The organism is Tardiphaga sp., assembly GCF_044340795.1.
GTDB lineage: Bacteria > Pseudomonadota > Alphaproteobacteria > Rhizobiales > Xanthobacteraceae > Tardiphaga.
Genome location: NZ_JBIISY010000073.1, coordinates 1 through 26,785, shown reverse-complemented (window position 1 = coordinate 26,785; position 26,785 = coordinate 1). Strand labels below are relative to the sequence as shown.

21 protein-coding genes are annotated in these 26,785 nt (G+C 63.4%); 13 read left to right on the top strand and 8 right to left on the bottom strand.

The window, feature by feature from the left end; translation table 11 throughout:
• Positions 1-323: 323 nt before the first annotated feature.
• The 4 genes from mnmA (at position 324) to ACIQ17_RS14045 (ending at position 4,281) form a co-directional block, all read left to right on the top strand.
• A complete protein-coding gene (gene mnmA / locus ACIQ17_RS14060; protein ID WP_398469593.1) occupies positions 324-1,520 on the top strand; it encodes a tRNA 2-thiouridine(34) synthase MnmA in 1,197 nt (398 codons plus the stop codon).
• A 19-nt stretch (positions 1,521-1,539) separates the two neighbouring features.
• Positions 1,540-2,178 carry a class I SAM-dependent methyltransferase gene (locus ACIQ17_RS14055; RefSeq protein WP_398469591.1) on the top strand — a complete coding sequence of 213 codons (639 nt, stop codon included), beginning with the start codon at positions 1,540-1,542 and terminating at the stop codon, positions 2,176-2,178.
• Positions 2,179-2,225: 47 nt separating this feature from the next.
• A complete protein-coding gene (locus ACIQ17_RS14050; RefSeq protein ID WP_398469589.1) occupies positions 2,226-2,591 on the top strand; it encodes a hypothetical protein in 366 nt (121 codons plus the stop codon).
• Between the two features lie 448 nt (positions 2,592-3,039).
• Positions 3,040-4,281 carry a glycosyltransferase gene (locus ACIQ17_RS14045; RefSeq protein ID WP_398469587.1) on the top strand — a complete coding sequence of 414 codons (1,242 nt, stop codon included), beginning with the start codon at positions 3,040-3,042 and terminating at the stop codon, positions 4,279-4,281.
• A gap of 134 nt (positions 4,282-4,415) precedes the next feature.
• Here ACIQ17_RS14045 and ACIQ17_RS14040 read toward each other — a convergent pair whose 3' ends face one another.
• On the bottom strand, positions 4,416-4,835 hold the full coding sequence (locus ACIQ17_RS14040; protein WP_398469585.1) for a hypothetical protein: 420 nt from the start codon (positions 4,833-4,835) through the stop codon (positions 4,416-4,418).
• 189 nt (positions 4,836-5,024) lie between these two features.
• Positions 5,025-5,630, bottom strand: coding sequence for a TetR/AcrR family transcriptional regulator (locus ACIQ17_RS14035; protein WP_398469583.1), 606 nt, complete (start codon positions 5,628-5,630; stop codon positions 5,025-5,027).
• Between the two features lie 259 nt (positions 5,631-5,889).
• On the opposite strand from ACIQ17_RS14035, the gene ACIQ17_RS14030 reads away from it, so the two are divergent.
• The 9 genes from ACIQ17_RS14030 (at position 5,890) to ACIQ17_RS13990 (ending at position 19,694) form a co-directional block, all read left to right on the top strand.
• Positions 5,890-7,110, top strand: a complete 1,221-nt coding sequence (locus ACIQ17_RS14030; protein ID WP_398469581.1) for an efflux RND transporter periplasmic adaptor subunit — start codon at positions 5,890-5,892, stop codon at positions 7,108-7,110.
• A 6-nt stretch (positions 7,111-7,116) separates the two neighbouring features.
• Positions 7,117-10,266, top strand: coding sequence for an efflux RND transporter permease subunit (locus tag ACIQ17_RS14025; RefSeq protein ID WP_398469579.1), 3,150 nt, complete (start codon positions 7,117-7,119; stop codon positions 10,264-10,266).
• 54 nt (positions 10,267-10,320) lie between these two features.
• Positions 10,321-11,208, top strand: coding sequence for a LysR family transcriptional regulator (locus ACIQ17_RS14020; protein WP_398469577.1), 888 nt, complete (start codon positions 10,321-10,323; stop codon positions 11,206-11,208).
• A 164-nt stretch (positions 11,209-11,372) separates the two neighbouring features.
• The gene (locus tag ACIQ17_RS14015; RefSeq protein WP_398469575.1) at positions 11,373-12,368 is read left to right on the top strand and encodes an NAD(P)H-dependent flavin oxidoreductase; all 996 of its coding nucleotides are present in this window, start codon (positions 11,373-11,375) and stop codon (positions 12,366-12,368) included.
• Positions 12,368-13,354, top strand: a complete 987-nt coding sequence (locus ACIQ17_RS14010) for an NAD(P)H-dependent flavin oxidoreductase (RefSeq protein WP_398469573.1) — start codon at positions 12,368-12,370, stop codon at positions 13,352-13,354. The genes ACIQ17_RS14015 and ACIQ17_RS14010 overlap by 1 nt, the downstream gene beginning before the upstream one ends.
• 128 nt (positions 13,355-13,482) lie before the next feature.
• Entirely contained in the window at positions 13,483-15,036 is a 1,554-nt protein-coding gene (locus ACIQ17_RS14005) for an AMP-binding protein (RefSeq protein WP_398469571.1), read from the top strand.
• Positions 15,037-15,164: 128 nt separating this feature from the next.
• Entirely contained in the window at positions 15,165-16,742 is a 1,578-nt protein-coding gene (ggt, locus tag ACIQ17_RS14000) for a gamma-glutamyltransferase (RefSeq protein WP_398469569.1), read from the top strand.
• Positions 16,743-16,824: 82 nt separating this feature from the next.
• Complete coding sequence (locus ACIQ17_RS13995) at positions 16,825-18,954, top strand: VTT domain-containing protein (RefSeq protein WP_398469567.1); 2,130 nt, start codon at positions 16,825-16,827, stop codon at positions 18,952-18,954.
• The gene (locus tag ACIQ17_RS13990) at positions 18,951-19,694 is read left to right on the top strand and encodes an endonuclease/exonuclease/phosphatase family protein (protein WP_398469565.1); all 744 of its coding nucleotides are present in this window, start codon (positions 18,951-18,953) and stop codon (positions 19,692-19,694) included. Before ACIQ17_RS13995 ends, ACIQ17_RS13990 begins: the two co-directional genes overlap by 4 nt.
• On the opposite strand, the gene ACIQ17_RS13985 is transcribed toward ACIQ17_RS13990, so the two are convergent.
• The 6 genes from ACIQ17_RS13985 to ACIQ17_RS13960 all read right to left on the bottom strand — a co-directional run bounded on the left by ACIQ17_RS13985 (position 19,648) and on the right by ACIQ17_RS13960 (position 26,730).
• A complete protein-coding gene (locus tag ACIQ17_RS13985) occupies positions 19,648-21,078 on the bottom strand; it encodes a sensor histidine kinase (RefSeq protein ID WP_398469563.1) in 1,431 nt (476 codons plus the stop codon). The genes ACIQ17_RS13990 and ACIQ17_RS13985 overlap by 47 nt on opposite strands.
• 111 nt (positions 21,079-21,189) lie before the next feature.
• Positions 21,190-22,212, bottom strand: coding sequence for a magnesium and cobalt transport protein CorA (locus tag ACIQ17_RS13980; RefSeq protein WP_398469561.1), 1,023 nt, complete (start codon positions 22,210-22,212; stop codon positions 21,190-21,192).
• 28 nt (positions 22,213-22,240) lie between these two features.
• A complete protein-coding gene (locus ACIQ17_RS13975; RefSeq protein WP_398469559.1) occupies positions 22,241-23,110 on the bottom strand; it encodes an NAD-dependent epimerase/dehydratase family protein in 870 nt (289 codons plus the stop codon).
• A 170-nt stretch (positions 23,111-23,280) separates the two neighbouring features.
• Positions 23,281-24,084: a phytanoyl-CoA dioxygenase family protein gene (locus ACIQ17_RS13970; RefSeq protein WP_398469557.1), complete on the bottom strand. Its 804-nt coding sequence runs from the start codon at positions 24,082-24,084 to the stop codon at positions 23,281-23,283.
• 186 nt (positions 24,085-24,270) lie between these two features.
• Positions 24,271-25,437, bottom strand: coding sequence for an alpha/beta hydrolase (locus ACIQ17_RS13965; RefSeq protein ID WP_398469555.1), 1,167 nt, complete (start codon positions 25,435-25,437; stop codon positions 24,271-24,273).
• A gap of 69 nt (positions 25,438-25,506) precedes the next feature.
• Complete coding sequence (locus ACIQ17_RS13960; protein WP_398469595.1) at positions 25,507-26,730, bottom strand: class I SAM-dependent RNA methyltransferase; 1,224 nt, start codon at positions 26,728-26,730, stop codon at positions 25,507-25,509.
• Positions 26,731-26,785: the final 55 nt, after the last annotated feature.

The window sequence follows — 26,785 nt, the reverse complement described above, 5'->3', positions numbered from 1 at the left end:
ACAGGTCGCCTTTCAAGAACGGTTCCAGCGCTTATTGAGCAAGGACCGGGCCAGAGGTGTTTTGTTCTTCTGATGCATATATTTCAATGACTTACGACGTTTCTGCTGCCGCCTGCGGGTGCCGGATGGCCACGTCGTTTCTGCCCGGCGGCAAGATTTGCCGTTCGCAGGCGGCCCGCCGCGATTGATTGAGCGCAACGCCGCCTATATTAAAGTGCACTATCCCAGCCATCGTCGGACCTCTGTAAGTTCCGGGATTGCCTCATGTTTTCCGATCGCCTCGGTCCTTGTTTCGGGGCGGTCACAGCTCATGGCCTTGAACCATGCTCAACAGTCTCGATCTCGAAGGTCGTCCGGAGGACACCCGCGTCGTTGTCGCCATGTCCGGTGGCGTCGACTCGTCGGCCACGGCTGCGCTGTTGAAGTCGCAGGGTTATGACGTCGTCGGTATCACCCTGCAGCTCTATGATCATGGCGCCGCCATGCATCGGAAGGGCGCGTGCTGTGCCGGCCGTGACATTCATGATGCACGCGATGTGGCGGAGCGGATCGGGATTCCGCATTACGTGCTGGACTACGAGTCGAAGTTTCGCGAGCAGGTGATCGACAATTTCGCAGCGAGCTACGCGCTTGGCGAAACGCCGGTGCCGTGCATCGAATGCAATCGCTCGGTGAAGTTCAAGGATCTCTTGGCCACAGCGCGCGAGCTCGGCGCACAGGCGCTGGCGACCGGACATTATGTAGCGTCGCGGCATCTCGGCAGTGGTTCGCGCAGCATGGTGTGTGCGGCGGACAGCGATCGCGACCAGAGCTACTTCCTGTTTGCCACCACGCAGGAGCAGCTCGATTATCTGCGCTTCCCGCTCGGCGACATGAGCAAACCGCAGACGCGCGAACTGGCGCGGCAGTTCGGCCTGTCCGTCGCGGACAAGCAGGACAGCCAGGACATCTGCTTCGTGCCGACCGGCCGCTATACCGATATCGTCGAGCGCCTGAAGCCCAATGCCATGGAGCCGGGCGACATCGTCGACACCGAAGGCCCTGTCATCGGCCGCCACAACGGCATCGCGAATTTCACCATCGGCCAGCGCCGCGGTCTCGGCATCGCGGCTTCGGCGCCGCTTTATGTGGTCCGTCTCGATGCGGAATCGCGCCGCGTCGTGGTCGGCCCGCGTGAGGCCCTGCGCATGCACAGGATCGCGCTGCGCGATGTCAACTGGATCGGCGGCGGCCATATCGACACCGCCATCGGTGATGGCCTCGAACTCTTCGTGCGCGTTCGGTCGACCCGCCCGCCGCAGCCGGCCTGGCTGCGCAAGACCGAGGCCGGCTACGAGGTCGAGCTGGTCGGCGGCGAGGAGGGGGTGTCGCCCGGCCAAGCCTGCGTGTTCTACGATGCCCAGTCGGGCCAGGCCCGCGTGCTCGGTGGCGGCTTCATCAAGAGCGCTGCGGCGAAAAGCTCTGTCGGATCGGCCGCGCGCAATGCTAGTGTCCCCGACGTCGCAGCGATGCGCGTCTAAGGAGTTTTAAGGCAGGGGCATGGCTGGCGATATCGACCGCGCGGGGGTCGCGAAGGCTTACGGGCGCTGGGCGCCGATCTACGACATGGTGTTCGGCAAGGTGTTCGATGAAGGTCGTCGCTCGACCATCGCCGAAGCCGATCGCATTGGCGGCCGGGTGCTCGATGTCGGCATCGGCACCGGCCTCTCGCTGCTCGATTACAAGCGCACCACAAAGATCTGCGGCGTCGACATTTCCGAGCCGATGCTCCGCCGCGCCCATGAGCGCGTGCGCAAGCACAATCTCACCAATGTCGAGACGCTGGCAGTGATGGATGCGAAACATCTCGCATTCCCCGACAATCATTTTGATGCCGTGGTGGCGCAATATGTGATCACCGCGGTGCCGGACCCCGAAGCGACGCTGGATGATTTCATCCGCGTGCTGAAGCCCGGCGGCGAGCTCATCCTCGTCAATCACATCGGGGCCGAAACCGGTTTTCGGAAAATCTTCGAACTGGCCTTCGCCCCGCTGGCGCGCCGGCTCGGCTGGCGTCCGGAATTCCCGTGGGCGCGGCTGGTCAACTGGGCCAAGGCCCATGGTGGCGTTTCGCTCGCCGAGCGCCGCCCGATGGCGCCGATGGGCCACTTCTCGCTGATCCGCTACGTGAAGGCCTGATCTCCATGGCGGAGGGAACATCCGGCGGTGCCGGCTGTTTCCCCTGCATGAGAAACAATCACATCCTTCTCATCGCAGGTCTGATGATCGCTGGTTCCGGCACGGCCATTGCGCAGGCGCCGCCTGCGCCGACGACGCCGCCCGCACAGACGGCCCCGCCGGCAGCGGATCGCTCCAACGCCAATTGCACGCCGACACAGACGACCCCGCAAGGGAACATCACGGCGGATTCGAACGGCAAGAGTTCCGAGAATCTCGGGGACAAGCTCGCCAAATCGGATGGCGTTTTATGTCCGCCGAGCAATGTCGATCCGGCCATGCGCGCACCGTCGCCGAAATCCGACAACAGCAACACGCCGGTTATTCCACCGCCCGGCAGTCCCGGCGGTGATCCCAGCGTCCGCCCGAAATAGCAACGCTTGGAATCGCCAGTTCCTCGGTTGTCATGGCGAAAAGCGTCAGCGACGCGCTCAAGCGAGTTACGAACTCGGCGAAGACCGGGTTGCTCCCTCGCTTCGTTCTTCGTGATGACGTCCGAGATATGCGCGTTACAGCCAAGTCCGTGGAGCGCGTGATGTGTCGATAGATCAACAGATCGCCATTACCCTTACTGCGCCGGAAACCGCTACGATCATCCACGCGTCGGTACTTATGAACCGCATCACGACACATCGTGAAACAAATTTGAATCGTTGTAGGTAAGCACCTGCATGCGACGTCCACACAATCGCGCCAAGTGTGAATCGGATTTTACGAAATCGTCCTCGCCGAATTAACGCAAGTTGTAACCCCGCATTGTAGAACGGGCGCATAGGTCTATTACGGACTGATCGCTTTGCTCACGATCCGATTCGAGGTTCAATGCGCGTCGCAGTCGTACATGATTGGCTCTACACACTGGGCGGCGCCGAGCAGGTGCTGCGCGAAATCCTGCAATGCTATCCGGATGCAGAAGTCTTCACGCTGTTCGACGCACTGTCGCAGGAAGATCGCGACAAGATCGGCATCAGGAAGAAGACGCATACGAGCTTCCTGCAGCGCATGCCCTTCATCAAGACCAAGCACCGCACCTATCTGCCCCTGATGCCGATCGCCATCGAGCAGTTCGATCTGTCGGGCTATGATGTCGTGATCTCGTCGAGCTATGCCGTCGCCAAGGGCGTGATCACCGGCCCCAACCAGCTTCATGTCTCCTATGTGCATTCGCCAATGCGCTATGCGTGGGATCTGCAGCACGCCTATCTCAATGAGGGCGGATACACTGCCGGTATCAAGAGTGCGCTGGCGCGTGCGTTGCTGCACCGGATTCGAATCTGGGACGTGCGCACTGCGCATGGGCCGGATGCGATGCTGGCCAATTCCAACTTCATCGCCAAGCGCATCAAGAAGGTCTATGGCCGCGATGCCAAGGTGATCTATCCGCCGGTCACGCTCTCGAAGCTGCCGAAGCCGTTGCCGGTCGGCGATCATTTTCTCGCGGCCAGCCGCCTCGTGCCCTACAAGAAGATCGAGGCGGTGATCCAGGCATTCAACTCCATGCCCGATCAGAAATTGATCGTGGCCGGCGACGGGCCGGAGGCGGAGCGGCTGAAGGAGATGGCCGGTCCGAATGTGAGTTTTGCCGGCTTTGTCAGCGACGAGAAATTGCGCGAGCTGATGGGCACCGCGCGGGCCTTCGTCTTCGCGGCCGAAGAGGATTTTGGCATCATCGTCGTCGAGGCGCAGTCGGAAGGCGCGCCGGTGCTGGCGCTCGGCCGGGGCGGCGCGCGCGAGACCGTGTCGGCCTCGCCGGAGCTGCGCACGGGCATGTTCTTCGATGCCAATGAGCCGGAGGCGATCGCGCAATGCGTACGGGCCTTCATCGCGCGCGAGCACGAATTCTCACGCGATGTCTGCCGCGCCCATGCGCAGAAATTCTCGGCCGAGCGTTTCCGCACCGAGCTGATGACCTTCGTGAACGACAACATGAAGAATTTCACCGGCGAGCGGCGGCGTAATCGCGGACCCGCACCGGAAGGCAGCAATTTCAAGCGCCGCTGGAGCGACGTGCAGGACGGCGAGCAGCGGATTCCGGAAGGTGGGGATCGTCGGGCGCAGCGGTGAGGTACGGCGCGATCGTTGTCGTCGCCCGGCTCGTCCGGGCGATCCAGTATACGCCGTCTGTCGTGCTCAACTGAGAAGGCAGTGTCTACTGGATCACCCGCTTTCGCGGGTGATGACAGGCAGCGGCTAAGCTCTCACGAATCCGTCTTCGGTTGCGGGCTGTAGTCCGGAAACTTCGCCAGAAACGTCTCCTTCACCGCCCTGAATTGCGCGATGCTGGTCTTGAGGTCGCGCAGGCGGCGCTGACCATTCTGGATCTCGGTCTCGAACAGATCGAGGTGATGGCTGTCGAGGCTTTCACGGGTGAGATATTCGTCGTCGCCATTGCCGAAGGTGACGGCGGCACGGGCCAGCACGTCATCGACGCGCTTGGTGAGGCCGGACTGTTCGGCCTCCGCGCTGGACAGTGCCTGGTCAATCGCGCCCATCACTGAATCCAGGCGTTCGCGATCGGTCTCGGCGTCACGCTCCGGCGAGCGGGCGCGGAATTCGCGGTCGCCGACGATGCTGCGCAGATAGGTCTGGGCGCGTGACCTCAGGAATGTCTGGAACATGGCATGCCCGTCCGATCCCACGCAGCGGCATGCTGCGCGATGGCGCAGTGTGCCCGGTCATGGTGTGCATTCGGTTAAGAAATTGCGGCGGTTGTAAGGGGGCCGTAGCCTGGATGGAGCGCAGCGTAATCCAGGAACCAGCGCTTTCGCATGTCGCCGGTCCCCGGATTGCGCTGCGCTCCATCCGGGCTACGTCTCCTCACAAAACGTCGCGATCACGACATCGATCCGCTTGTTGATCGCGCGCCGGTTCACCTGGTGGGTCTCGTCGACCATCGCGCGAAAATGGTCGTGGCTGAAGACCGCGCCGATCATCATCTCTGCGACGGTTCTCGCAGGAAGGTCTTCGAGCGTGGATTTGAGCTTGATGCGTTTGATGCAATCGACGACGCCGTTGTCGCCGCTCTTGAAGATGACGTCGGTGAAGATGCCGGCGAGGGCCGGTGACTGCTTCCGTTCCGCGACGATCAGGCGGTGAAGGGCGATCTCGTCGGGGCTGAAGACCACGTCGGCAATGAAGCACATGGCTTCCCTGAGTTCGTCGATGACCGGTATGCCCGGCCGTGACGCGACTCCGAACTGAAACCGCTGCAGATTGTCCGTAAGCATGGCACGGAACAGGTCGCTCTTGCTGTCGAACAGCTTGTAGAGCGTCTTTTTCGACATGCCGGCCGCCCCGGCAATGTCGTCCATGGTGGTGGCCGCAAACCCCTTCTCGCCGAAGGTACGTTTGGCGACCGCCAGCAGTTGGGCGATCCGCTCGGCGGATGGACTACCGGCGTCGGGCGTTGTCATGTGCGGGTCATTTTGCTGCGGCAAAACGCGCGTCCGCGGCTTCCTGGCGCCGGCCGATGCAGCCATTGAACATTCACTCCGTTATATGAGCCGCTTCACAAACGCTTGAGCGGGCTCACCTGCCGGGCGCTTGACTTCCGGGGAGGAAACTAGCAAGTTTCCTGAGCGGAAACCAGAGAGTTTCCCAAGATTTCTCACGGCCACCTCATCTACGCGGGATTGCGCGGTGTCGTGCGCCGTTTTTGCATTGGTGATGGTAATGACGTCTGCAATCGCTCGCCCGCTTGTTCTGGTCGGACTGCTCGCGCTCGTGGGATGCGGCAAGCCCGCCCAAGAAGCCAAGGCGCCACCGCCGCCCGAAGTGGGCGTGATGACCCTGAAGCCGCAGGAAGCTTCGATCTCGACGCTCTTGCCCGGCCGCGTCGTCGCGCATCAGGTGTCGGAGGTGCGCCCGCAGGTGACGGGTATCCTGACCAAGCGCGTCTTCACCGAAGGCGCCGAGGTCAAGGAAGGCGAGCTGCTCTACGAAATCGATCCCGTGCAGTATCAGGCCGCGCTGGAAAGCGCGGAGGCGACCGTGCTGAAGGCACAGGCCAATCTTTCACTGGTGCGGCTGGTGGCCGAGCGCAAGGCGCAGCTGCTCAAGACCAATGCGGCGAGCCAGCAGGATGTCGACAGCGCCATGGCGAGCTTCAAGCAGGGCGAGGCCGACCTGAAATCGGCGGAGGCAAATCGCGACACCGCAGCCATCGCGCTCGACCGCACCAAGGTGCTGGCGCCGATTTCCGGCCGCATCGGCAAGTCGATGATCACGCCCGGTGCGCTGGTGACCGCGAGCCAGGCCAATGCGATGACCACGATCCAGCAGCTCGATCCCGTCTATGTCGATCTCGATCAGGCGACGTCGGAGATGGATCGCATCCGCAACGAGCTGTCCAGCGGACGATTGAAGCGGCCGGCCGGCGGTGTCGAGATCGAACTGGTGCTCGAGAACGGCAAGACCCATCCGCAGAAGGGCAAGTTCGGTTTCACCGATTCCAGCGTCAACGAGACCACGGGCTCGGTGTCGACCCGCGCGATCTTCGCCAATCCCGAGCGCAACCTGCTGCCGGGAATGTATGTGCGTGCGCGCGTGATCGCTGGCGTCGATCCGAAGGCGATCCTGATCCCGCAGCGCGCGGTATCGCGCAATCCGCGCGGCGAGGCGATCGCGATGTTCGTCGACAAGGACGGCAAAGTGGAGCAGCGCGTGCTCAAGGTCGCGCAGGCGATCGGGCCGAACTGGCTGGTGGATGACGGCGCCAAGGAAGGTGACCGCGTCATTCTCGACGGGCTGCAGAAGGCGAAGCCGGGGCAGGTGGCGAAGACGATCGATGTCACCGTCGATCCGAAGACCGGCCTGACCAAGACGCCGGGCAAGGAAGCCAATGCGGCGGGCGCCGCCCCGGTGGCTGACTCGCCAGAGACGCGCAAGGACTGATCGATCATGTCGCATTTCTTCATCAAGCGACCGATCTTCGCCTGGGTCCTCGCCATCCTGATCATGTTCGGCGGGTTGCTGGCGATCCTCGGCCTGCCGATCGCGCAGTATCCGCAGATCGCGCCCACGGTGATCACCATCACCGCCAACTATCCCGGCGCCAATGCGACCACGGCGGAAAACTCGGTGACCAAGGTCATCGAGCAGAACATGACCGGCGTCGATTATCTGCAATATATGTCGTCCTATTCGACCTCGACCGGTGTGGTGCAGATCTCCATCACCTTCACCAACGAGGCCAATGCGGACATCGCGCAGGTGCAGGTGCAGAACAAGCTGCAGCTGGCGATGCCGCTGCTGCCGCAGGTGGTGCAGCAGCAGGGCATCCGCGTGGTGAAGTCGTCGTCGAGCTTCCTGATGGTGCTCGGCTTCGTCTCCGAAGACGGCTCGATGAATGCGAGCGACATCGCCGACTATGTGGCCAGCACCATCAACGAGCCGATCAGCCGCGTGTCCGGTGTCGGCCAGGTGCAGCTGTTCGGTGCCGAATATGCGATGCGCATCTGGCTCGATGCTGAGAAGCTGACCAAATACAACCTGATGCCGGGCGACGTGACCCAGGCGATCCAGGCGCAGAACACGCAGGTGACCGCGGGCCAGCTCGGCGGATTGCCGGCGGTGGATGGCCAGCAGCTCAACGCGACCATCACCTCGCAGAGCCGTCTGCAGACCATCGAGCAGTTCCAGGACATCATCCTGCGCACCTCGACCTCGGGCCAGACGGTTCGGCTGAAGGATGTGGCACGCGTCGAACTCGGCTCGAAGAGCTATGACGCGGTGGCGCGCTACAACACCAAACCGGCCGCCGGCATGGGCATCTCGCTGGCCACCGGCGCCAATGCCGTGGCGACCTCCGAAGGCGTGAAGGCGCGCATCAACCAGCTCACGGCGAACATGCCGGCGGGGCTGAAGGTGATCTATCCCTACGACACCACGCCCTTCGTGAAGCTGTCGATCGAGAAGGTCGTTCACACGCTGGGTGAGGCGGTGATCCTAGTCTTCCTAGTGATGTTCCTGTTCCTGCAGAGCTGGCGCGCGACCATCATTCCCACCATCGCGGTGCCGGTGGTGCTGCTCGGCACCTTCGGCATTCTCGCCATTGCCGGCTACTCCATCAATACGCTGACCATGTTCGCCATGGTGCTGGCCATCGGCCTGCTGGTCGACGACGCCATCGTCGTGGTCGAAAACGTCGAGCGCGTGATGGAGGAAGAGGGGCTGTCGCCGCGCGAGGCGACCGAGAAGTCCATGAACGAAATCACCGGCGCACTGGTGGGCATCGGCGTGGTGCTGTCGGCGGTGTTCGTGCCGATGGCGTTCTTCTCGGGCTCGGTGGGCATCATCTACCGGCAATTCGCGCTGACCATCGTGTCGGCCATGGTGTTGTCGGTGCTGGTTGCGCTGGTGCTGACGCCGGCGCTCTGTGTGACGATTTTGAAGAAGCCGGAAAAGGGCCATCACGAGAAGCGCGGCTTCTTCGGCTGGTTCAACCGTAATTTCGATCGAGCATCTGGCGGCTATCAGTCCACCACCGGCCGGTTCGTCAAGCGGCCGGCAGCGGCGCTGCTGGCTTTCGTCGCTGTTGTGGTGGCGATGGTGTTCCTGTTCATCAGGCTGCCGTCGTCGTTCCTGCCGACCGAAGATCAGGGCACGATCATCACGCTGGTGCAGCTCCCCGTCGGCGCCACCGCCGGGCGTACGCTCGACGTGATCCAGCAGGTCGAGAAGCAGTATATGGAGAACGAGAAAGACACGGTGCAGGGCGTGTTCGCCGTGCGCGGCTTCTCCTTCGCCGGCCAGGGCCAGAATGTCGGCCTCGCTTTCGTCAGCCTGAAGCCATTCAAGGAGCGTGCCGATCACGAAAAGTCCGCGCAGCAGGTGGCGGCGCGGGCAATGGCGGCGTTCTCCAAGATTCGCGACGCCATGGCCTTTGCGGTGCTGCCGCCGTCATTGCCCGGCTTCGGCAACGCGTCGGGCTTCGACTTCTATCTTCAGGACTCCGGCAATGCCGGCCATGAGGAACTGCTGAAGACGCGCAACCAGCTGCTCGGCGCACTTGCCGGCGATCCGCGCATCTCGCAGCCGCGCCCGAACGGCCAGGACGACACGCCGCAGTTCAATCTCGACATCGACCAGGCCAAGGCCACGGCGCTCGGGGTCAATCTCACCGATCTCAACCAGACGCTCTCGGCAGCCTGGGGTGGTTCGTATGTGAACGACTTCATCGATCGCGGCCGCGTCAAGCAGGTCTATGTGCAGGGCGATGCCGCCTTCCGCATGGACACCAACGACATCGGCAAATGGTATGTGCGCAACAACCAGGGATCGATGGTGCCGTTCTCGGCCTTCGCCACCAGCCGCTGGAGCTATGGCTCACCGCGTCTGGAGCGCTACAACGGCGTCGCCGCCGTGCAGATCCAGGGGCAGCCGTCGCCGGGCACGAGTTCGGGCACGGCCATGGCGGCCGTGGACGAGCAAATGAAGAAACTGCCGGCCGGCTATACGCATGAATGGACCGGCCTGTCGTTCCAGGAAAAACTCACCGGCAGCCAGACGCTGTATCTCTATGCGATCTCGGTGCTGATCGTGTTCCTGTGTCTCGCGGCCCTGTATGAGAGCTGGTCGATCCCGTTCGCCGTCATGCTGTCGGTGCCGATCGGCATTCTCGGCGCGCTCGCCGCCGCGACCCTGTTCGGCCAGAGCAACGACGTCTATTTCCAGGTCGGCCTGCTCACCACGATTGGCCTCGCGGCGAAGAACGCGATCCTGATCGTGGAATTCGCCATCGAGCAGCAGCAGAAAGGCCTGTCGCTGATTGACGCCACCCTGCACGCGGCACGCCAGCGTCTGCGTCCGATCTTGATGACGTCGATGGCTTTCGTGCTCGGTGTGCTGCCGCTGGCGCTGGCCACCGGCGCCGGCTCGGCGAGCCAGAACGCCATCGGCATCGGCGTCGCCGGCGGCATGGTGGCGGCCACGGTGCTCGGCATCTTCTTCGTCCCGGTGCTCTATGTGCTGGTCCGCAAGATTTTTCCGGGCGGCGCGAAATCGAGCAACGCGCCACAGGCACATCCGGCAGCCACTCCGGCGGAGTGACCTGAGCGGCGCCAGCGTGTAAATCATCCCGTACACATTGCTTCGGGATGAGACATGCAGGGGCTGGACTGGGATCTGCTGCGCACCTTCTCCGTGATTGCGGGGGAGGCGAGCCTGACGCGCGCGGGCGCATTGCTGAAAGTCAGCGCGCAGACGGTGAGCCGGCGGCTGGCGGAGCTCGAGGCCATCACCGGCGTCCGGCTGATCGCGCGCTCGCTGGAAGGCTATTCGCTGACGCCGGCGGGCGAACGGCTGAGCCGACAGCTCGAAGGCATGCGGCTGGAAGCCGTGCGGATCGAATCCGTGATCGCGGAAATTCGCGACAAGCCTGTCGGCACGGTCCGCCTGTCGATCACCGAGGTGCTGTCCGGCCCGTGGCTGATGGGCGCCATCGGCGAATTCAACCGCCGCTATCCCGAGATCATGCTCGAGATCCGTGTCGACGGCTGGCCGGCCTCGGTGCGGCGGCGCGAGGCGGATATCGTGCTGCGGCTGTATGGGCCGGGTAACGAAAATCTGGTCGGCCGCAAGGTGGGGCGCCTCGGCGTGGGCGTGTATGCCTCAAAAGCCTATGCACGCGCACACGGGCTGCCAAAGACGCGCGAGGAGTGGGAGGGCCACAGCTCGGTCGGCCTGGTCGGCGAGGGGCCTTTGATGGAGTGGTTCGACAGCGTGTCGCGCCATTCGCGCCGCGTGCTGCAATGTTCGTCGAATACGGATCTGATGGCGGCAGCGCGTGCCGGCCTCGGTTTCGCGCCGCTGATGTGCATTTCCGGTGATCCGGACAAGTCGCTGGTGCGCGTATTGCCTGAAAAATTGCGCAGCTCGACGGAGATCTGGATGCTGTCGCATCCCGATCTGGTGGATGCGCCGCAGATCCGGGCGGTGCTGGATTTCATTGCCGAACAGGCGAAGAAGGATCAGGTGCGGTTGCTGGGGTGAGACCTCTTCTCCCTCTCCCGCTCTTGCGGGGGAGGGGACACTGCTCGCGAGCCTAGATCGCTTGATCTCCAAATCTGGCGGATAGCATCTTCATATTTGAGCGTCCCCCATCCTGCATTTCCCGTTATCATCCCCTCAATTCAAATCCGGGATGGAAACCACAAATGTCGCTGCCGTCGATCTTCCAGAATCGTCTCTCCGTGCCTGTGATGGGCTCGCCGCTGTTTCTCGTGTCGGGGCCGGAGCTCGTCATCGCGCAGTGCAAGGCCGGCATTGTCGGCTCGTTCCCGGCGTTGAACGCCCGCCCCGTCGCGGTCCTCGGTGAATGGCTCACGCGGATCGAGAACGAACTCGGCGAATATGCCGCCAAGAATCCGCATCTGCCGGTCGCGCCCCATGCGGTGAACCAGATCTGTCATCCTTCCAATGATCGCCTGCATGCGGATATGGAGATCTGCGTGAAGCACAAGGTGCCGGCGATCATCACCAGCCTGCAACTGCCGCAATCCATTGTCGATGCCGCGCATTCCTATGGCGGCAAGGTGTTCCATGATGTCACCACCATCCGTCATGCGCGCAAAGCCGCCGAGATGGGCGTCGACGGCCTGATCCTCGTCTGCGCCGGTGCGGGCGGCCATGCCGGCACGCTGTCGCCTTTCGCCTTGCTGCGTGAGGTGCGCCAGTGGTTCTCCGGCACGGTCCTGCTGTCCGGTTCCATTGCCGATGGCTATGGCATTGCCGCCGCGCAGATGATGGGCGCGGACATGGCCTATATGGGCACGCGCTTCATCGCCACGCAGGAGGCCAATGCGGTCGAGAGCTACAAGCAGTCGCTGATCGACTATGCCGCGGGCGATATCGTCTACACCAACCTGATCACCGGCGTGCATGGCAACTATCTGGCGCCGTCGCTGGTCGCAGCAGGTCTCGATCCCGCCAACCTGCCGGTCTCCGATAAGTCGAAGATGAACTTCGGCTCCGGCGGCAACACCAAGGCCAAGGCCTGGAAGGATATCTGGGGCGCAGGCCAGGGCCTCGGTTCGATCAAGGATGCGCCTCCCGTCGCCACGGTGATTGCGCGGCTGCGCGATGAATATGATCGCGCCATCGCGGATTTCAGCGGCAAGCAGGTGGTGACGAAACCGGCGGTCGCCGCCTGATGGCGGAGCGCCCCGGCAAGGCCGCTGCCGCGCGGTTTGCGGAAACCATTCGCCCGCGTCTGTCGGTGCCGCTGATAGCGGCGCCGATGTTTCGCGTGTCGGGGCCTGATCTCGTCATCGCCGCCTGCAAGGCCGGCGTGATCGGCGCATTCCCCACTGCGAATTGCCGCAGTGATGCGGAGTTCGCGGAATGGCTCGAGCGGATCGCCGGTGCGCTGGGGCCAGATGATGCGCCATACTGCCCGAACCTGATCATCCGCCGGGAGACGTTGCAGGAGGATGTCGCGGCGGTGATCCGGCAGGGCTGCGAGATGGTGATCACCAGCGTCGGCCCGCCCGATACGGTGGTGCCGCCGTTGCATGAAGCCGGCTCCATGGTGTTCGCCGATGTCGCCTCGATCCGCCATGCGAAGAAGGCGATTGCGGCGGGTGTCGATGGCCTGATCCTGCTCACCGCGGGCGCAGGCGGGCAGACCGGCTGGGTCAATGGTTTTTCGTTCGCGCGCGCGGTGCGGTCGTTCTGGGATGGGCCAATTGTGCTGGCGGGCGGCGTGTTGGATGGCGAGGCGGTGTTTGCGGCCGAAGTGCTCGGCTGCGATCTGAGCTACATGGGCACGAAATTCATCGCGACCGAAGAGAGCATGGCGGAGCCCGACTATAAGGCGATGCTGGTCTCGTCGGAGCTCGACGACATCCTGCTGTCGCGTGCGTTCACGGGGCTGGAAACCAACACGCTCATCCCCTCGATCGTCGCGGCGGGTCTCGATCCGAAGAACCTGCCGACCGACATGACAAAGGAGCGTGCCGACGCGCTGTATGGCCGCAATGGCACGTCCAGCGTCAAACGTTGGCGCGACACATGGAGCGCGGGGCATTCGGTGTCGGGCGTGCATGCCATCGAGCCGGTGGCAACGCTGGTTGCGCGCACGCGCGATCAATATCATGCTGCACGTGAAGCGACGCTGAAGAAGTTGGAAAAGAAGTAGGATGGTAGAGCGTAGCAAAACCCATCATTCCGTCGATTGACGTAGAATCGGCTGATGGGTTTCGCTCCGGCGCTACGCGCCTGCGCTCTACACATCCTACGAAAAACGAACAAAACAGGGCGGAACGCATGAGCGTGCATGAATCTCCCACCAATTTCGCACTAACCACGCGCGCGTTGCTGCGTCATGGTCGCGGCATCGCCTTCAAGACGAAGTCGGTGGAATGGACCGGTGCTGCGACATTGGATTTCGTGGCACGTGCACAGCGGCTGCTTGCGGCCAGCGGGGTGACGCCAACCAGCACCGTCGGATTGCTCACCTCGAACCGCGCGGAGACCTGGTGCTTCGGCATCGCTGCGCAGGGGCTCGGTGCCAAGGTGACGTCGCTGCATGCGCTGGGTTCGGCGGAGGCGCATCGCTTTCAGCTCGAGGATTCCGAAGCCGTCGTGCTGGTGCTCGATTCCTCGCATTATCTGACGCGGGGCGCCGAATTGCAGGCGGCACTGCCGGACCTGAAAATCCTCACGCTCGGGCCGGCGCCTTATGGCACCGACGCACTCGCGGCCATTGAAACAGGCGGCACGGCCTCCATCGCCGATCTCTCGCAGCCTCACATGATCGCATCGCTGAACTATACCGGCGGCACCACCGGCCGCGCCAAGGGCGTGCTGCGCTCGTCCGGCGCCATGGCGGCGATGGCGGCCAGTGTGCTCAGCGAATTCGAACTGCCGAGCATTCCGCGCTATCTCGCGGTGGCACCGATCAGTCATGTGTCGGGCACCAATGTGGTGCCGACGCTGCTGCGTGGCGGCACCGTGCATCTGCTCGACAAGTTCGATCCGGAGGTGCTGCTCGCGACCATCGCGAAGGAGCGCATCAATTTCACGCTGATGGTGCCGACCATGATCTATGGCGTGCTCGATCATCCCGGCATCGACAGGCACGATCTCTCATCGCTCGAACTCCTGCTCTACGGCGCCTCGGCGATGTCGCCGAACCGGCTGCGCGAGGGCATCGAGCGGCTCGGGCCGGTGTTCTCGCAGCTCTATGGCCAGACCGAATGCTATCCGATCGCGACACTGCCGAAGCGTGATCATGATCTGAAGCGGCCCGAACTGTTCGAGGCTTGCGGGTTCCCGACGGCGATCTGTCAGGTGCGCCTGCTCGATGACGACAACAACGACGTCGAACCCGGCCAGCCCGGCGAGATCTGCGCCCGCGGCCCGCTGGTGATGGCGGAATACTGGAAGCAGCCGGAGCAGACCGCGCAGGCGCTCAACGGTGGTTGGCTGCATACCGGCGACATCGCGCGGGCCGACGAGGAGGGCCGGCTCTATATCGTCGATCGCAAGAAGGACATGATCGTCTCCGGCGGCTTCAACGTCTATCCGCGCGAGATCGAGGACGCACTGTCGGCGCATCCGGCGGTGGGCATGGCGGCCGTCATCGGCGTGCCCGACGAGAAGTGGGGCGAGAGCGTGTTCGCGCTGGTGGTGCGCCGGCGGGACAGCAACGCCACCGAAGAAGAGCTGATCGCGCTGGTGAAGGACCGCAAGGGCAGCCTCCACGCGCCCAAGCAGATCGCCTTCGTCGATGCTCTCCCGCAGACTCCCCTCGGAAAGATCGACAAAAAGGCCATTCGGGCGACCTATTGGTCGGATCAGAAGCGGCAGGTCGGCTGACGCGCGAATGCTGCTTTGCGATGCAACCGGTGCCGTTTTTTGTTCGTCACCCCGCATTCACAAACGCTCGCGCTGGATGTATTGGGGGCGCAGATTGCTGGTATGCCACCAACCCTACGAGGATCCACATGCGTGACTTCATGGCCGTTGCCCGTTCCGTCGCTGTTGCCGAACACGGGATGGCCGCAACCTCCCACCCGCTGGCGACCCTGGCCGCGGTGGAGATGCTGAAGTCGGGCGGTAATGCCATCGATGCGGCGCTGGCGGCGGTGGCCGTGCAATGCGTGGCCGATCCGGCCATGACGGGCATCGGCGGTGACTGTTTTGTGCTTTATTCGCCCAAGGGCGGCGCGCCGATCGCCCTGAACGGTTCCGGTCGTACCCCGGCCAAGATCGATTCCGAGAAATATGCGAATAGCGGCCAGCGCGACATCCCGGAAACCTGCGTCGAGACCGTCACCGTGCCCGGCGCCATCGATGCCTGGTGCACGCTGAGCAAGGACCACGGCACCAAGCCGCTGGCTGAGGTATTCGCTGCAGCCATCGATGCCGCGGAGAACGGCTTCATCATCACGCCGCGCGTGGCGATGGACTGGGCCAAATGGCGCCGCAAGCTGGAAGCCCATGCGGATTGCGCCGCGCAGTATCTGCCGGGCGGCCATGCGCCGGCCGTGGGCGACAAGCGCGTGCAGCCGGCGCTCGCCGCCACGCTGCGCCGGGTAGCGCGCGAGGGCCGCAATGGCTTCTATCAGGGCCAGGTGGCTGACGACATCATCACCACGCTGCGCGCGGTCGGCGGGGCTCATGAGGCCGATGATTTCGACGCGCAGCGTTCGGACTATGTGACGCCGATCTCGACCAGCTATCAGGGCCATGACGTCACCGAAATTCCGCCGAACGGCCAGGGCCTCGCGGCGCTGATGATCATGCGCATCATGGCCGGCTACAACATCAAGAGCCTCAGCGAAGCCGATCGCATCCATGTGCTGGCCGAGGCGACCAAGGCGGCCTATCGCACCCGCGACGCTTACTTCTGCGATCCCGCTGTGGCCAAGACCGATGTCGAGCGCTTCCTGTCGGACAAGTTCATCGGTGACCTCCGCGCCAAGATCGACATGAAGAAGGCGTCGCCGGAAGAGGACTGGGATTCCGTGATCCACAAGGACACGGTGTATCTCACGGTGGTCGATCGCGACCTCAACGCGGTGTCGTTCATCAATTCGCTGTTCGGCCCGTTCGGCAGCGGCATCTATGCCAAGAAGTCCGGCGTGCTGCTGCATCACCGCGGCTGGAGTTTCCGCGCAGCACCGGGCCATGTGAATTCGCTCGGCCCGCGCAAGCGTCCGATGCACACGATCATTCCGGGCATGCTGATGAAGGATGGCCGTGCCATCATGCCGTTCGGCGTGATGGGCGGGCACTATCAGGCCACCGGTCACGCGCAATACATGTCCAATGTGCTCGATCTCGGCATGGACATCCAGGAAGCCGCCGAGGCGCCGCGCTCGTTTGCGACCAACGGCGTGCTGCAGGTCGAGAACACCATCCCGGAAGCGGTGCGCAACGAGCTCGCCGCGCGCGGCCACAAGCTGCAGATGATGGATGCCGGCATCGGCGGCGCCCAGGCGATCCAGATTGACTACAAGCGTGGCGTCCTGCTTGGCGCGTCGGATCATCGTAAGGATGGCATGGCGCTGGGGTTCTGAGCGGAACCCCGTGGTTCCATCTGGAACCTGATGCACCGGCCAGCGTTCCCTTGGGGTATCCCATTCACGCAGGCCAGTCATTGTGCAGTCCCAGGCAGTCCTCGACAAAGCGCGTCCGGCAGCGGACAGCATCATCGCGGAAGGCCGGACGGTCTGGCGCCATGTGCCGTGCCGTCGCGCCACGGTGCTCAACGATGCCGCAAATTACTTTCTGGCGCTGCGCCGCTGCCTGATTGAGGCCGAGCGCTCGGTCTTTATCGTCGGCTGGGACGTGCACAGTCGCACACCACTAGTGGGCCCCGAGGGGACGGCGGATGATGGTTATCCCGACGAATTCGGGCCTTTCCTGCATGCGCTGCTGGCCGAGAAGCCGCAGCTGCATATCCATCTGCTGATCTGGAATTCGCCGGTGATTTATGCCGGCGAGCGCGAATGGTTTCCCTCCGCGAAATTCAGTGTGCCGAACAGCGACCGGCTGATCTTCTGCTACGACGACTGCCTGCCGACCGGCTCGGCCCAGCATCAGAAGATCGTTGTCGTCGATGACAGCATCGCATTTTCCGGCGGACTGGATCTCACCATCCGCCGCTGGGACAGCGATACGCATCGTGCGAAGCATCCGAGGCGTGTCGATCCCGCAGGTGAGCCTTATCCACCGTTTCACGACGTCCAGATGATGGTGGATGGCGAGGCGGCACGCTGCCTTGCCGAGCTCGTGCGCCAGCGCTGGGCCTGCGCCAATTGCGGCGCGGCGCCGGAGATGGGTGCGGAGCGCCGCATCTGGCCGGAAGGGTTTGCAGCGGATTTCGAGCGCGTGATGATCGGCATTGCGCGCACCGAGCCTTACGCGAAGGGGCGTCCGGCGATCGATGAGGTCGATCGACTGTTCGTGGCCTCCATCGAGGCCGCCGAGCGCATGATCTATATCGAGAACCAGTTTCTCAGCGCCGAGCATATCGCGCGGAAGCTCGTGGAGCGGCTGAAGCAGAAGTCGCAGCTCGAAGTGCTGCTGATTGCACCGAAGACGCATGCGTCATGGATCGAGGCGCGAACCATGCGCAATGGGCGGCTGGAATTCATGAAGATCTTCGATGATGCTGGCGTCGCCGATCGGGTGCGGCTGCTGCATCCGCAGGTCGCCGATGGCGCCGATGTCGAGGCGGTCATGGTGCATGCCAAGGTGATGATCGTCGATAATCGCTTCCTGCGCATCGGCTCCGCCAATCTCAACAATCGTTCCATGGGTGCCGATTCCGAATGCGATCTCGTGATCGAGGCGAGCAACGCGGACGAGCGCCGGAAGGTTGCGGCGATCCGCAACCGGCATCTCGGCCATTTTTGTGGTGTGTCGGAGCAGGCGGTTGCGGATGAGCTGAAGCAAAATGGTTCATTGATCGAGACAGCGACAACACTGCGCCAGGAAGGCCACAGCCTGCATCCCGTGGAAGACGGCATCCCTGACGCCAGGGAGATCGTCGATTTCGTCACGCCGGTCGCCGATCCGCTGCGGCCGCTCGGGCTCGAGCGTGCGGCGCGGGCGACGTTGCCGACATCGCTCAAGCTGCTGGCGCTGGTGGGAGCTATCGGCGTGCTGGCGGCACTTTGGCGCTTCACGCCGCTCTATGAATTTACCGATGCCGATACGCTGCTGGACATGCTGCGCTCGATCGAAGGCTCGCCTTGGGCGCCGCTGGTGATCGTGGCGGGTTTCATCATTGGCGGTGCGGTGCTGTTTCCGGTCACCGTGATGATCGCGGTCACGGCCGCTGCGCTCGGGCCGTGGATCGGACTTGGTTCGGCGCTGGTCGGCACGCTCGCAAGCGCGTCGCTTCTCTATGCGATCGGACGCATCGTCGGCATCAAGCCGGTGCAACGGATGCTGGGGCCGCGGCTGCGGCGGATCCAGAACAAGATCGTCGGCAATGGCGTCATCGCCGTGGTGCTGATCCGCATGCTGCCGCTGGCGCCGTTCTCGCTGGTGAACATGGCGGCCGGTGCCAGCGGCGTGCGGTTTCGCGACTTCATCATCGGCACCGTGATCGGTATGGCGCCCGGGCTGATCGCCATGTCGGTATTCGGCTCGCAGATCGCCGATCTCCTGCGCAATCCGTCCTGGGCAAGCATGGCATTGCTGCTGCTCGGCATCGCGGTCTGGGTCGCGTTCTCAATTGGCGCGCAATTCGTCGTGACTTGGTGGAGCCGCCGCCGGTGATCGCGCCGTCCATCCGCATCATGACGTGGAACGTGCACGGCACCTTCGCGCTCAATCCGAAATTCGACCTGCCCGGTGTCATTGCGCTGATCCAGAAGTGGTCACCCGATGTCGTCGCGCTGCAGGAGATCGACTCGCGCGGCGGCGGCAGCAATCCATTTCTCGTTCTGCAAGAGGCGCTCGGCGGTCACAGTGTCGGCATCAAGTCGATTGTCACCACCGATGGCGACTACGGCCAGATGCTGATCAGCCGCTGGCCGTGGGCGGCGCAACCGGAAATTCACGACATCTCCTTTGGCGAGCATGAGCCGCGCCGCGCCGTGGTCGCCGATGTCGCCACCAAGGGCGGCATCTATCGCGTCATTGCCACCCATCTCGGGCTCAGCATCGGCGAGCGTCGTCAGCAAACGCAAAAACTGCTCACGCTGGCGCATGAGCCGACACATCCGTCGGTCATCGTCGGCGACTTCAATGACTGGTTCTGGGTCAATTCGGTGCGCAAGTCGCTGGCGCGTGAATTCCCGGCGCGCACGCAGCACCGCACCTTTCCGTCGCGCTGGCCGCTGATGCGGCTCGACCGGATCTATGGACGCGATATCAGGATCGTCGAGAGTTTCACCGATCCCGAAGCCAAGGCGATTTCAGACCATCTGCCGGTCATTGCCGATATCCTACCGACGATGCCGCTGCAGCTCACGCCGCCGGTGCTGCGTCCGGTCGCAGTGGCAGATCCAGTGTGACGCGGGTGCCCTGGCCGGGCGTGCTGGCGAGATCAATCTGTCCCTTGAGGGCCGAGACCACGAGGTTGAAAACGATATGCAGCCCGAGCCCCGTGCTGCCCTTGTCGCGTCGCGTGGTGAAGAAGGGATCGAACACCTTGGCGAGATCACCTTCCGCAATGCCGATGCCGTCGTCACTGACGATGATCTGCATCCGCTCGTCATCGAGGCGCGACACCGCGATGGTGATCTCGCCGATGCGCCCGTCCGGATAGGCGTGGATCACCGCATTGAGCGCGAGATTGCGGATCACCTGCGCCAGTGCACCGGGATAGCTGTCGACGGCAATGCCGTCCTCGCACAGCACGGTGGCCTGATGGCCGCGCCGCACCAGCAGTGGCTGCAGCGTGCTCATGATCTCGCAGAGCCATGGTCGCATCTCGAAGCTGCGGCGCTCCTCGTCCGCCTCGTCCGTCGCCACCTGCTTGAAGCTGTGGACGAGGTCAGCCGCACGGTGGTGATTCGAAAACAGCAGTTTCATGCCCTCGCGCAGGCGCGCGATGCTCTGTGTCAGTTCGGAGCGGCGGACCTGCCCGGACTGGATGGTGGCATCCAGCCGGTTGATCTCACCTTCGAGCGCGGTGGTCGTCGTGAGGGCCAGGCCGAGCGGCGTGCTCACTTCATGCGCGACACCGGCAACGAGTTGCCCGAGCGAGGCCAGCTTCTCCGCCTGAACCAGTTGCCCCTGTGTGTTGCGCAATTCGACCAGTGACGCTTCCGATCGCTCCTTCTCGATGCGCAGGGCCTCGGCCGTGCGGAACTGTTGTCGTGCGCGGAATTCACGGGCGCCGACGGCATAGAGCGACAGAATATAGGCGAAGCTGATCTCGAAATTATTGACGAAGCGCAGGCCCTCGCTGAGATAGGTCGCATAGGTCTCGCAATAGATGAAGACGCCCCAGGTCGAGACACAGAACAATGCAAGCGACGGCAGGCGCAACGGCAGCAGGGTCGAAACGAAAAGGATCACGATGATCATGCCGGCTGTCGAATGCTCGAAGCCGCGATCGATGACCAGATAGATCAGGCTGAGAACGCAGCCGGGTACGACGCAATAGATGAGATAGATCAATTCCGCATAACGTCGGGCGCGGCGGACGAACAGCAACGCTGTCAGCGGCAGCAGCGTGGTGACAGCCACCGCGATGCGGATCGCGAAGCTTGTGGTCCAGGCGACGGGATCGAGGATCCAGTCCCAGATGCCGAAGGCGCAATAGACGATGGCGCCGAGCACCATGGCGGCCTGCGCTCGTGGCAGATCGCCCAGCACGAAACCGCGCACGAAACGGCGCTCGTCCAGCGGGTCTTCGAAGCGAAGGCCGACTTTGATCAGGAGGCTATGCATTCCAAGGTGGAGCTATCGAAAGGCGGGATGTGAGCGGGGCCGGCGCGCCGGTATCACAGCCAGAGATAGTTGACCGGCGCGCTTGCGCCAGTCTCTGCATGATATTTGCCGCTAAAGCCAGCCATTCCGGCGGAAGCGCCAGTACAATCCGGCACAGATACTGCCGATCGCGCAGAGAACGGCGAAATAGCCGTAGTGCCACTTGAGCTCGGGCATGTTCTCGAAATTCATGCCGTAGATGCCGGCAAGAGCCGTGGGTACCGCGAGGATGGCCGCCCAGGCCGCCAACTGGCGGGTGACGTCGGTCTGCTGGGACTGGCCCAGCATCAGGCTGGTTTCGAAGGCGAAAGCCAGCACCTCGCGCAGGCTGTTGATGTCTTCCTTGACGCGATGGATGTGGTCGGTGACGTCGCGAAACAGCGGCTGCATCTCGGGATCGATCTGCACCACTTCGGCATGTTCGATCCGGTGACAGACCTCGGTGAGGGGAGCGGCAGCATCGCGCAGGCGCAGCAGGTCGCGGCGCAAGGTGTAGAGCCGCTCGATCTGGTGCGAGGACAAGGTGCGCTTCAGCAGATTGTCTTCGAGCTGCTCGACCTCGGACCTGATCTGGTCGATCACCGGCGCATATTCGTCGACGATGAAATCGAGGACGGAATAGAGGATGAAGTCCTCGCCATTGGCGAGCGTGGTGGGGCAGGCCTCCGCGCGCTCGCGCACGGCGCGGTAGGAGCTGGACGCGCCATGACGGACAGTCACCACATAACGCGGGCCGACGAACATATGCGTCTCGCCGAAGGCGATGCGGCCATCGATCAGTTGTGCCGTGCGGGCGACGACGAACAGCGCTTTCCCATATTGCTCGAGCTTCGGCCGCTGATGCGCCTTCTGGGCGTCCTCAATGGCAAGGTGATGCAGGTCGAATTGCTGCTGGATCTCATGCAGCAGCTCATCGCCGGGCTCGAACAGGCCGATCCACACCACATGGCCGGGCTTCGCCGTCCATTTCTTGGCATCCGCGATGCTGTCCAAGTCCTTGACCTTGCGCCCTTTGGCGTAGACGGCGGCGCCGACAATGCCGGGCTTGGGATGAGACAGTTCGGGATGCGCGGTGACGGGGGTAATCTGATCCATGAGCGCGATCATGCCGTGATTGTTCAACTCAGGGCAACGGCCGGCCTTCGCCGTCGTTCCACAGGGCATCAAGGCCGCTGTGGTAGTTCGGGTGCAGGAGATGGACGCCGAGTTCTGCTTTCAGCCGGGCATTGGAGATGCGGTTGCTCGAGGCGTAGAAGCTGCGGGCCATGGGGCTGAGATCGGCGGTGTCAAAATCCTGCTCGGGCGGTGGCAGGACATCCATCAGCCGGGCAGCGTAAGTGACGACGTCTTGCGGCGGCGCCGGCTCGTCGTCGCAGACATTCCAGATGCCGCCACGGGGGTGGTCGGCCGCGGCGGCGACCGCCTGCACGATGTCATCGACATGGATACGGTTGAACACCTGGCCGGGCTTGACGATGCGATGGGCGCGGCTGGCAGCGAGATTGACGAAGGCATTGCGGCCGGGCCCATAGATGCCGGCGAGCCGAAGAATGCGCAGGCGATCGCCGCAGGTGCTTTGCCATGCGATCTCGGCGCGGGCGCGCAGGCCGCGCCTCGTATCGTCATGGATGATGGTCGCGGTTTCGTCGATCCATGCACCGCCATGATCGGCATAGACGCCGACGGTGGAGAGATAAACGACGCGCGCTTTGCTCGCCGTGATCCTATCGCCGAAATGCGCCAGCACAGGATCTCCGGCGCTACCGGGCGGTACCGAGACCAGGATCAGATCGGCGCTGGTCAAGGGCTGATCGATTTCCAGATCGGCATGGGTGCCATCGAACAGAAAGAGATCTAGTGGTTCATTCGCCAGCGCTGCGCGGCGCTCGTCCGTGCGTACGGTGCCGCCGATCTCGGCAAATTCTGCAGCATGCGCGCGGATGAAATGCAGACAGCTATAGCCGAGACCGAAAACGAACAGGCGCTTGCGCAAGGCGGCAATCCCAGAGTTGGGCGTGGTCCTGGCAGATGCTGATGACCACGCGGCATAGCGGAACGACGAATGATGTGTCCGCCCTTCTTAATCCAGACAGTTGCAGCGACAAAGTACATGCGGGGATCGACATCCCCGCATGCGTCGTAAGCATTCCTGTCGGACGTGGTTCAGTCTGCTTCCTTCAGGGCCAGCTTGATGGCCTGTTCCACCGGCGAACAAGCCGCGTCATTGCGCGCGAGCTGGAGATCGCATACCGGTAACAAAGGCGGCTGCGCCATGAAGCGAGCCTTCGTGCCGCGATGCGGCTGCGCGGAATGCACCAGGAAAGGATGGCACAGATAGACCGTGCCGGCCTTGCCCGTTGCCAGCACCTCCGGTCGATGCGCGCTTTCCGCAAAGCCATGGGCGGCAAGTTCGCCGAGCGACAGGCCAGCCTCCCCATGTGGTGCGAGGATGCGCGCGATGTCGCGATGCGATCCGGCACGGATCCGCGTCGGCGCATCATTCTCGCCGACATCGGAGAACAGGAACAGCATCAGCAGCGCGCGACCTTTGGAGACGATGTTGGCGCGCCACGCCATGAAGTCCGGATTCTCCAGACCGAAGGAGACGTCCACATGCCAGCCGGTGTCGCCGGGATCGTCCGGCGAGGGGAAGCGGACCGGGAAGATGCCAAGCCCGCCTTGTGGCAGCCAGCGGCCGCTGCCGACGAGCTTGTCATAGGCATGATGCAGAACCGCCGTATTGGCCGCGGCGCTGAAGGGCGGTTGATTGTAGAAGCCGAGCCGTATCACCGGCCTGGTCCATGTGCCACGATCGTTCGGATCGCAGCCGGTGTCGCGCCACAGGATATTGCGGCATTCGTCTGCGAGGATGGTTGGGAAGGCGTCGTCGATCCGGAGATATCCGTCGCGGACGAATTGCGTCAGATGTGCGTCGCCAAGGGCGCGCGCCGAATGTATGTTTGGCATTGAGTGAAGACTTTCGAATGATCAGACAAACCGGATGCGTTCCCGCAATGCGGGTCGCATCGTTCAGATCGGTTTGAGCGCGTGGCGTTCAAATCCGGCGGGGCAAAAGGCCCGGCTCAGATTTGAAAGAACGCCGTCTTGATCATCATCTTCATGCGCAGAGAGTATCGTCGCTGGCTTGCAGCGTCAACGCTGCGAGGCGTGCGCGTCTTTGAGGAACCCGAGCAGCAGGCGGCTCACCTCATCGGCTTGCTCCTGCTGCACCCAGTGTCCGGCGCCGTCGATCAGGTGCACGGCGCGCATGTCGGTGCAGGCGGTGTTCTGCATCGCCTCGATGGCGCCGGGGCGCTGATAGATGCCCCAGTCCTGCAGGCCGGAGATGAAGGTCGATGGCACATCGATGGTGCGGCCCGAGAACAATTCGTAGTCAGTGTTGAACGCACCAGTGGTGTTGCAGCGATACCATTGCAGGCCGCCCTGAAAGCCCGTGCGGGCATATTCGCCGCTGTAATAGGCGAGTTCGCTGTCGGGCAACCAGGTATTGGCCGCAATAGCGTCGCGCGATGGCATCTCCTTTGCCACGGTCTCGGCCATCGTCTCACCGTGATCCATCACGTAATAGGTCGGAAGCTTTGCGAGTTCGCCCGCGGTCCAGCTTTGCAGCGGATACGGCTTGTTGTCGGCCCAGTCGGCGCTCTTGTGATGGTAGTAGGCACGCAGGAAATCATGCACGCCCTGGGACGCGTGCTTCATGTGATCATTGGCGTCGCGTGTCGCGTAGTACCATTGATAATGTTTTCGCGGTCGCGGCAGGGCGGCGAGATCGCGATGCACGGGATCCTCGGCTTTCGGGGCGGCGGGCTTGTTTGCCGTATCGAAGGGAATGGATGGGGGGCCGGAGAAAGGCGCGCTCATCAGTGCGACCGAGCGGAACACGTCTGGCCGCGTCAGCGCGCACCATGCGGCGACGGAGCTGCCGAAATCGTGGCCGACGACGGCATCGACATGGCGATGGCCGAGCGCGAAGACGAGACCGAGCGCGTCGCGGACGAGATTGAGCAGGTTGAACGGACGCAGGTCGCCGTCGTAGTGGGCGCTCCAGCCGGTGGTGCGGCCATAGCCGCGCTGATCGGGCGCGACGACGTGATAGCCGGCGGCGGCCAGTTGCGGCATCACCTTGCGCCAGCTGTAAGCAAGCTCGGGAAAGCCGTGCAGCAGCAACACAACGGGGCGGCCGGGGCTCTCATGGCCGGCTTCCAGCACATGCATGCGCAGGCCGTTGATGCCCTCGACGAAGCGCGAGCGAATGCCGGGCGGGAGGATGTCGGGGCTGATAGGATCGAGAGCTGTCACGTTGCCTCCTATGCTGCTCTTGCGTGGCAGCATCATTGCCACTCCAGCGCAGTGCAGGCGAAAAGACAACTACCTCGTGAAGCGGGCCACCAATTCGATATGCGGGGTGTGGCGGAACTGATCGACCGGCGTGACGCTGTGAAGCTTGTAGCCGCCATCGATCAGGATCTTTGCGTCCCGGGCAAAGGTCTGCACATTGCAGGAGACGGCGACGACCAACGGCACCTTGCTGGTGGCGAGCCGCTCTGCCTGTGCCTGCGCGCCGGCGCGCGGCGGATCGAAAACGACCGCGTCGATGTCGCGCAGTTCCTGCGCCACGAACGGGCGGCGGAAAAGGTCGCGCGCTTCGGCCTTGATCGGCTTCAGGCCCTTGGTGTCCTTGACGGCCTGCTGCAGCGAGGCAACGGCTTTCGCGTCGCTGTCCAGCGCATGAACCTTGGCCTTTGCGGCAAGCCGTAACGCGAATGGGCCGATGCCACAGAACAGGTCGAGGATCGTCCTGGCGCCCTTGCAGTGCTGCAGGACGAGCTTGCCGAGGGCGTCTTCGCCGGCCGCAGTGGCCTGCAGGAACGAGCCCGGTGGCAAGGCGACGCTCGCGGTGCCCATGGTGACCACCGGCGGCGCGCGCATCAGCACGAGTTCGCCATGCCGGGTCAGCCGGGCAAGCTTGTGTTCCGCCGAGAGCGCGGAGAGTTTTGAGATCAGTGCCGTGGAGATCGGCCCGCTACCGCGCACGTCGACGTCGAGGCCATTGTCCGCGGCGGTGACCTGAATGTCGAGCGGCTTGGCCATCGGCTTCAGCAGGTCGGCAATGGCCCGCGCGGCATCGAGTGCGCCGGATAGGGTGGTATCGAGGATCGGGCAGGCATCGATGGCCACGATGGCGTGACTGGCAGCCTCGGCGAAGCCGACCAGGGTCACGCCATCCTTGTAGCGGGCATGCAGCGTAACGCGGCGGCGGCCGGCGCCGTGGGCATCGACGAGCGGTTCGACCGGACAATCGATCTTCGCCTGGTTCAGCGTGTCGATGACGATCTGGCGCTTCCACGCCTGATAGGGCGTCGGCTGCCAGTGCTGGATGGCGCAGCCGCCGCAGCGGGTGAAATAGGTGCAGAACGGATCGATGCGCTCGGGGCTTGCCTGTTCGATCCGAGCGAGGCGGCATTTGCCGTCGCTGCTGTCTGCCGCGACGATCTCGCCGGGCAGCGTGAACGGCACATAGACCGGCGGGCGATCGCTGCTGACGCCATCGCCGCGATGACCGACATGATCGATGGTGATGCGTTCAGCCACGCCGCGCGCCCATGAAGAATTCGACATTGCCATCGCCGCCCTTGATCGAGGACGG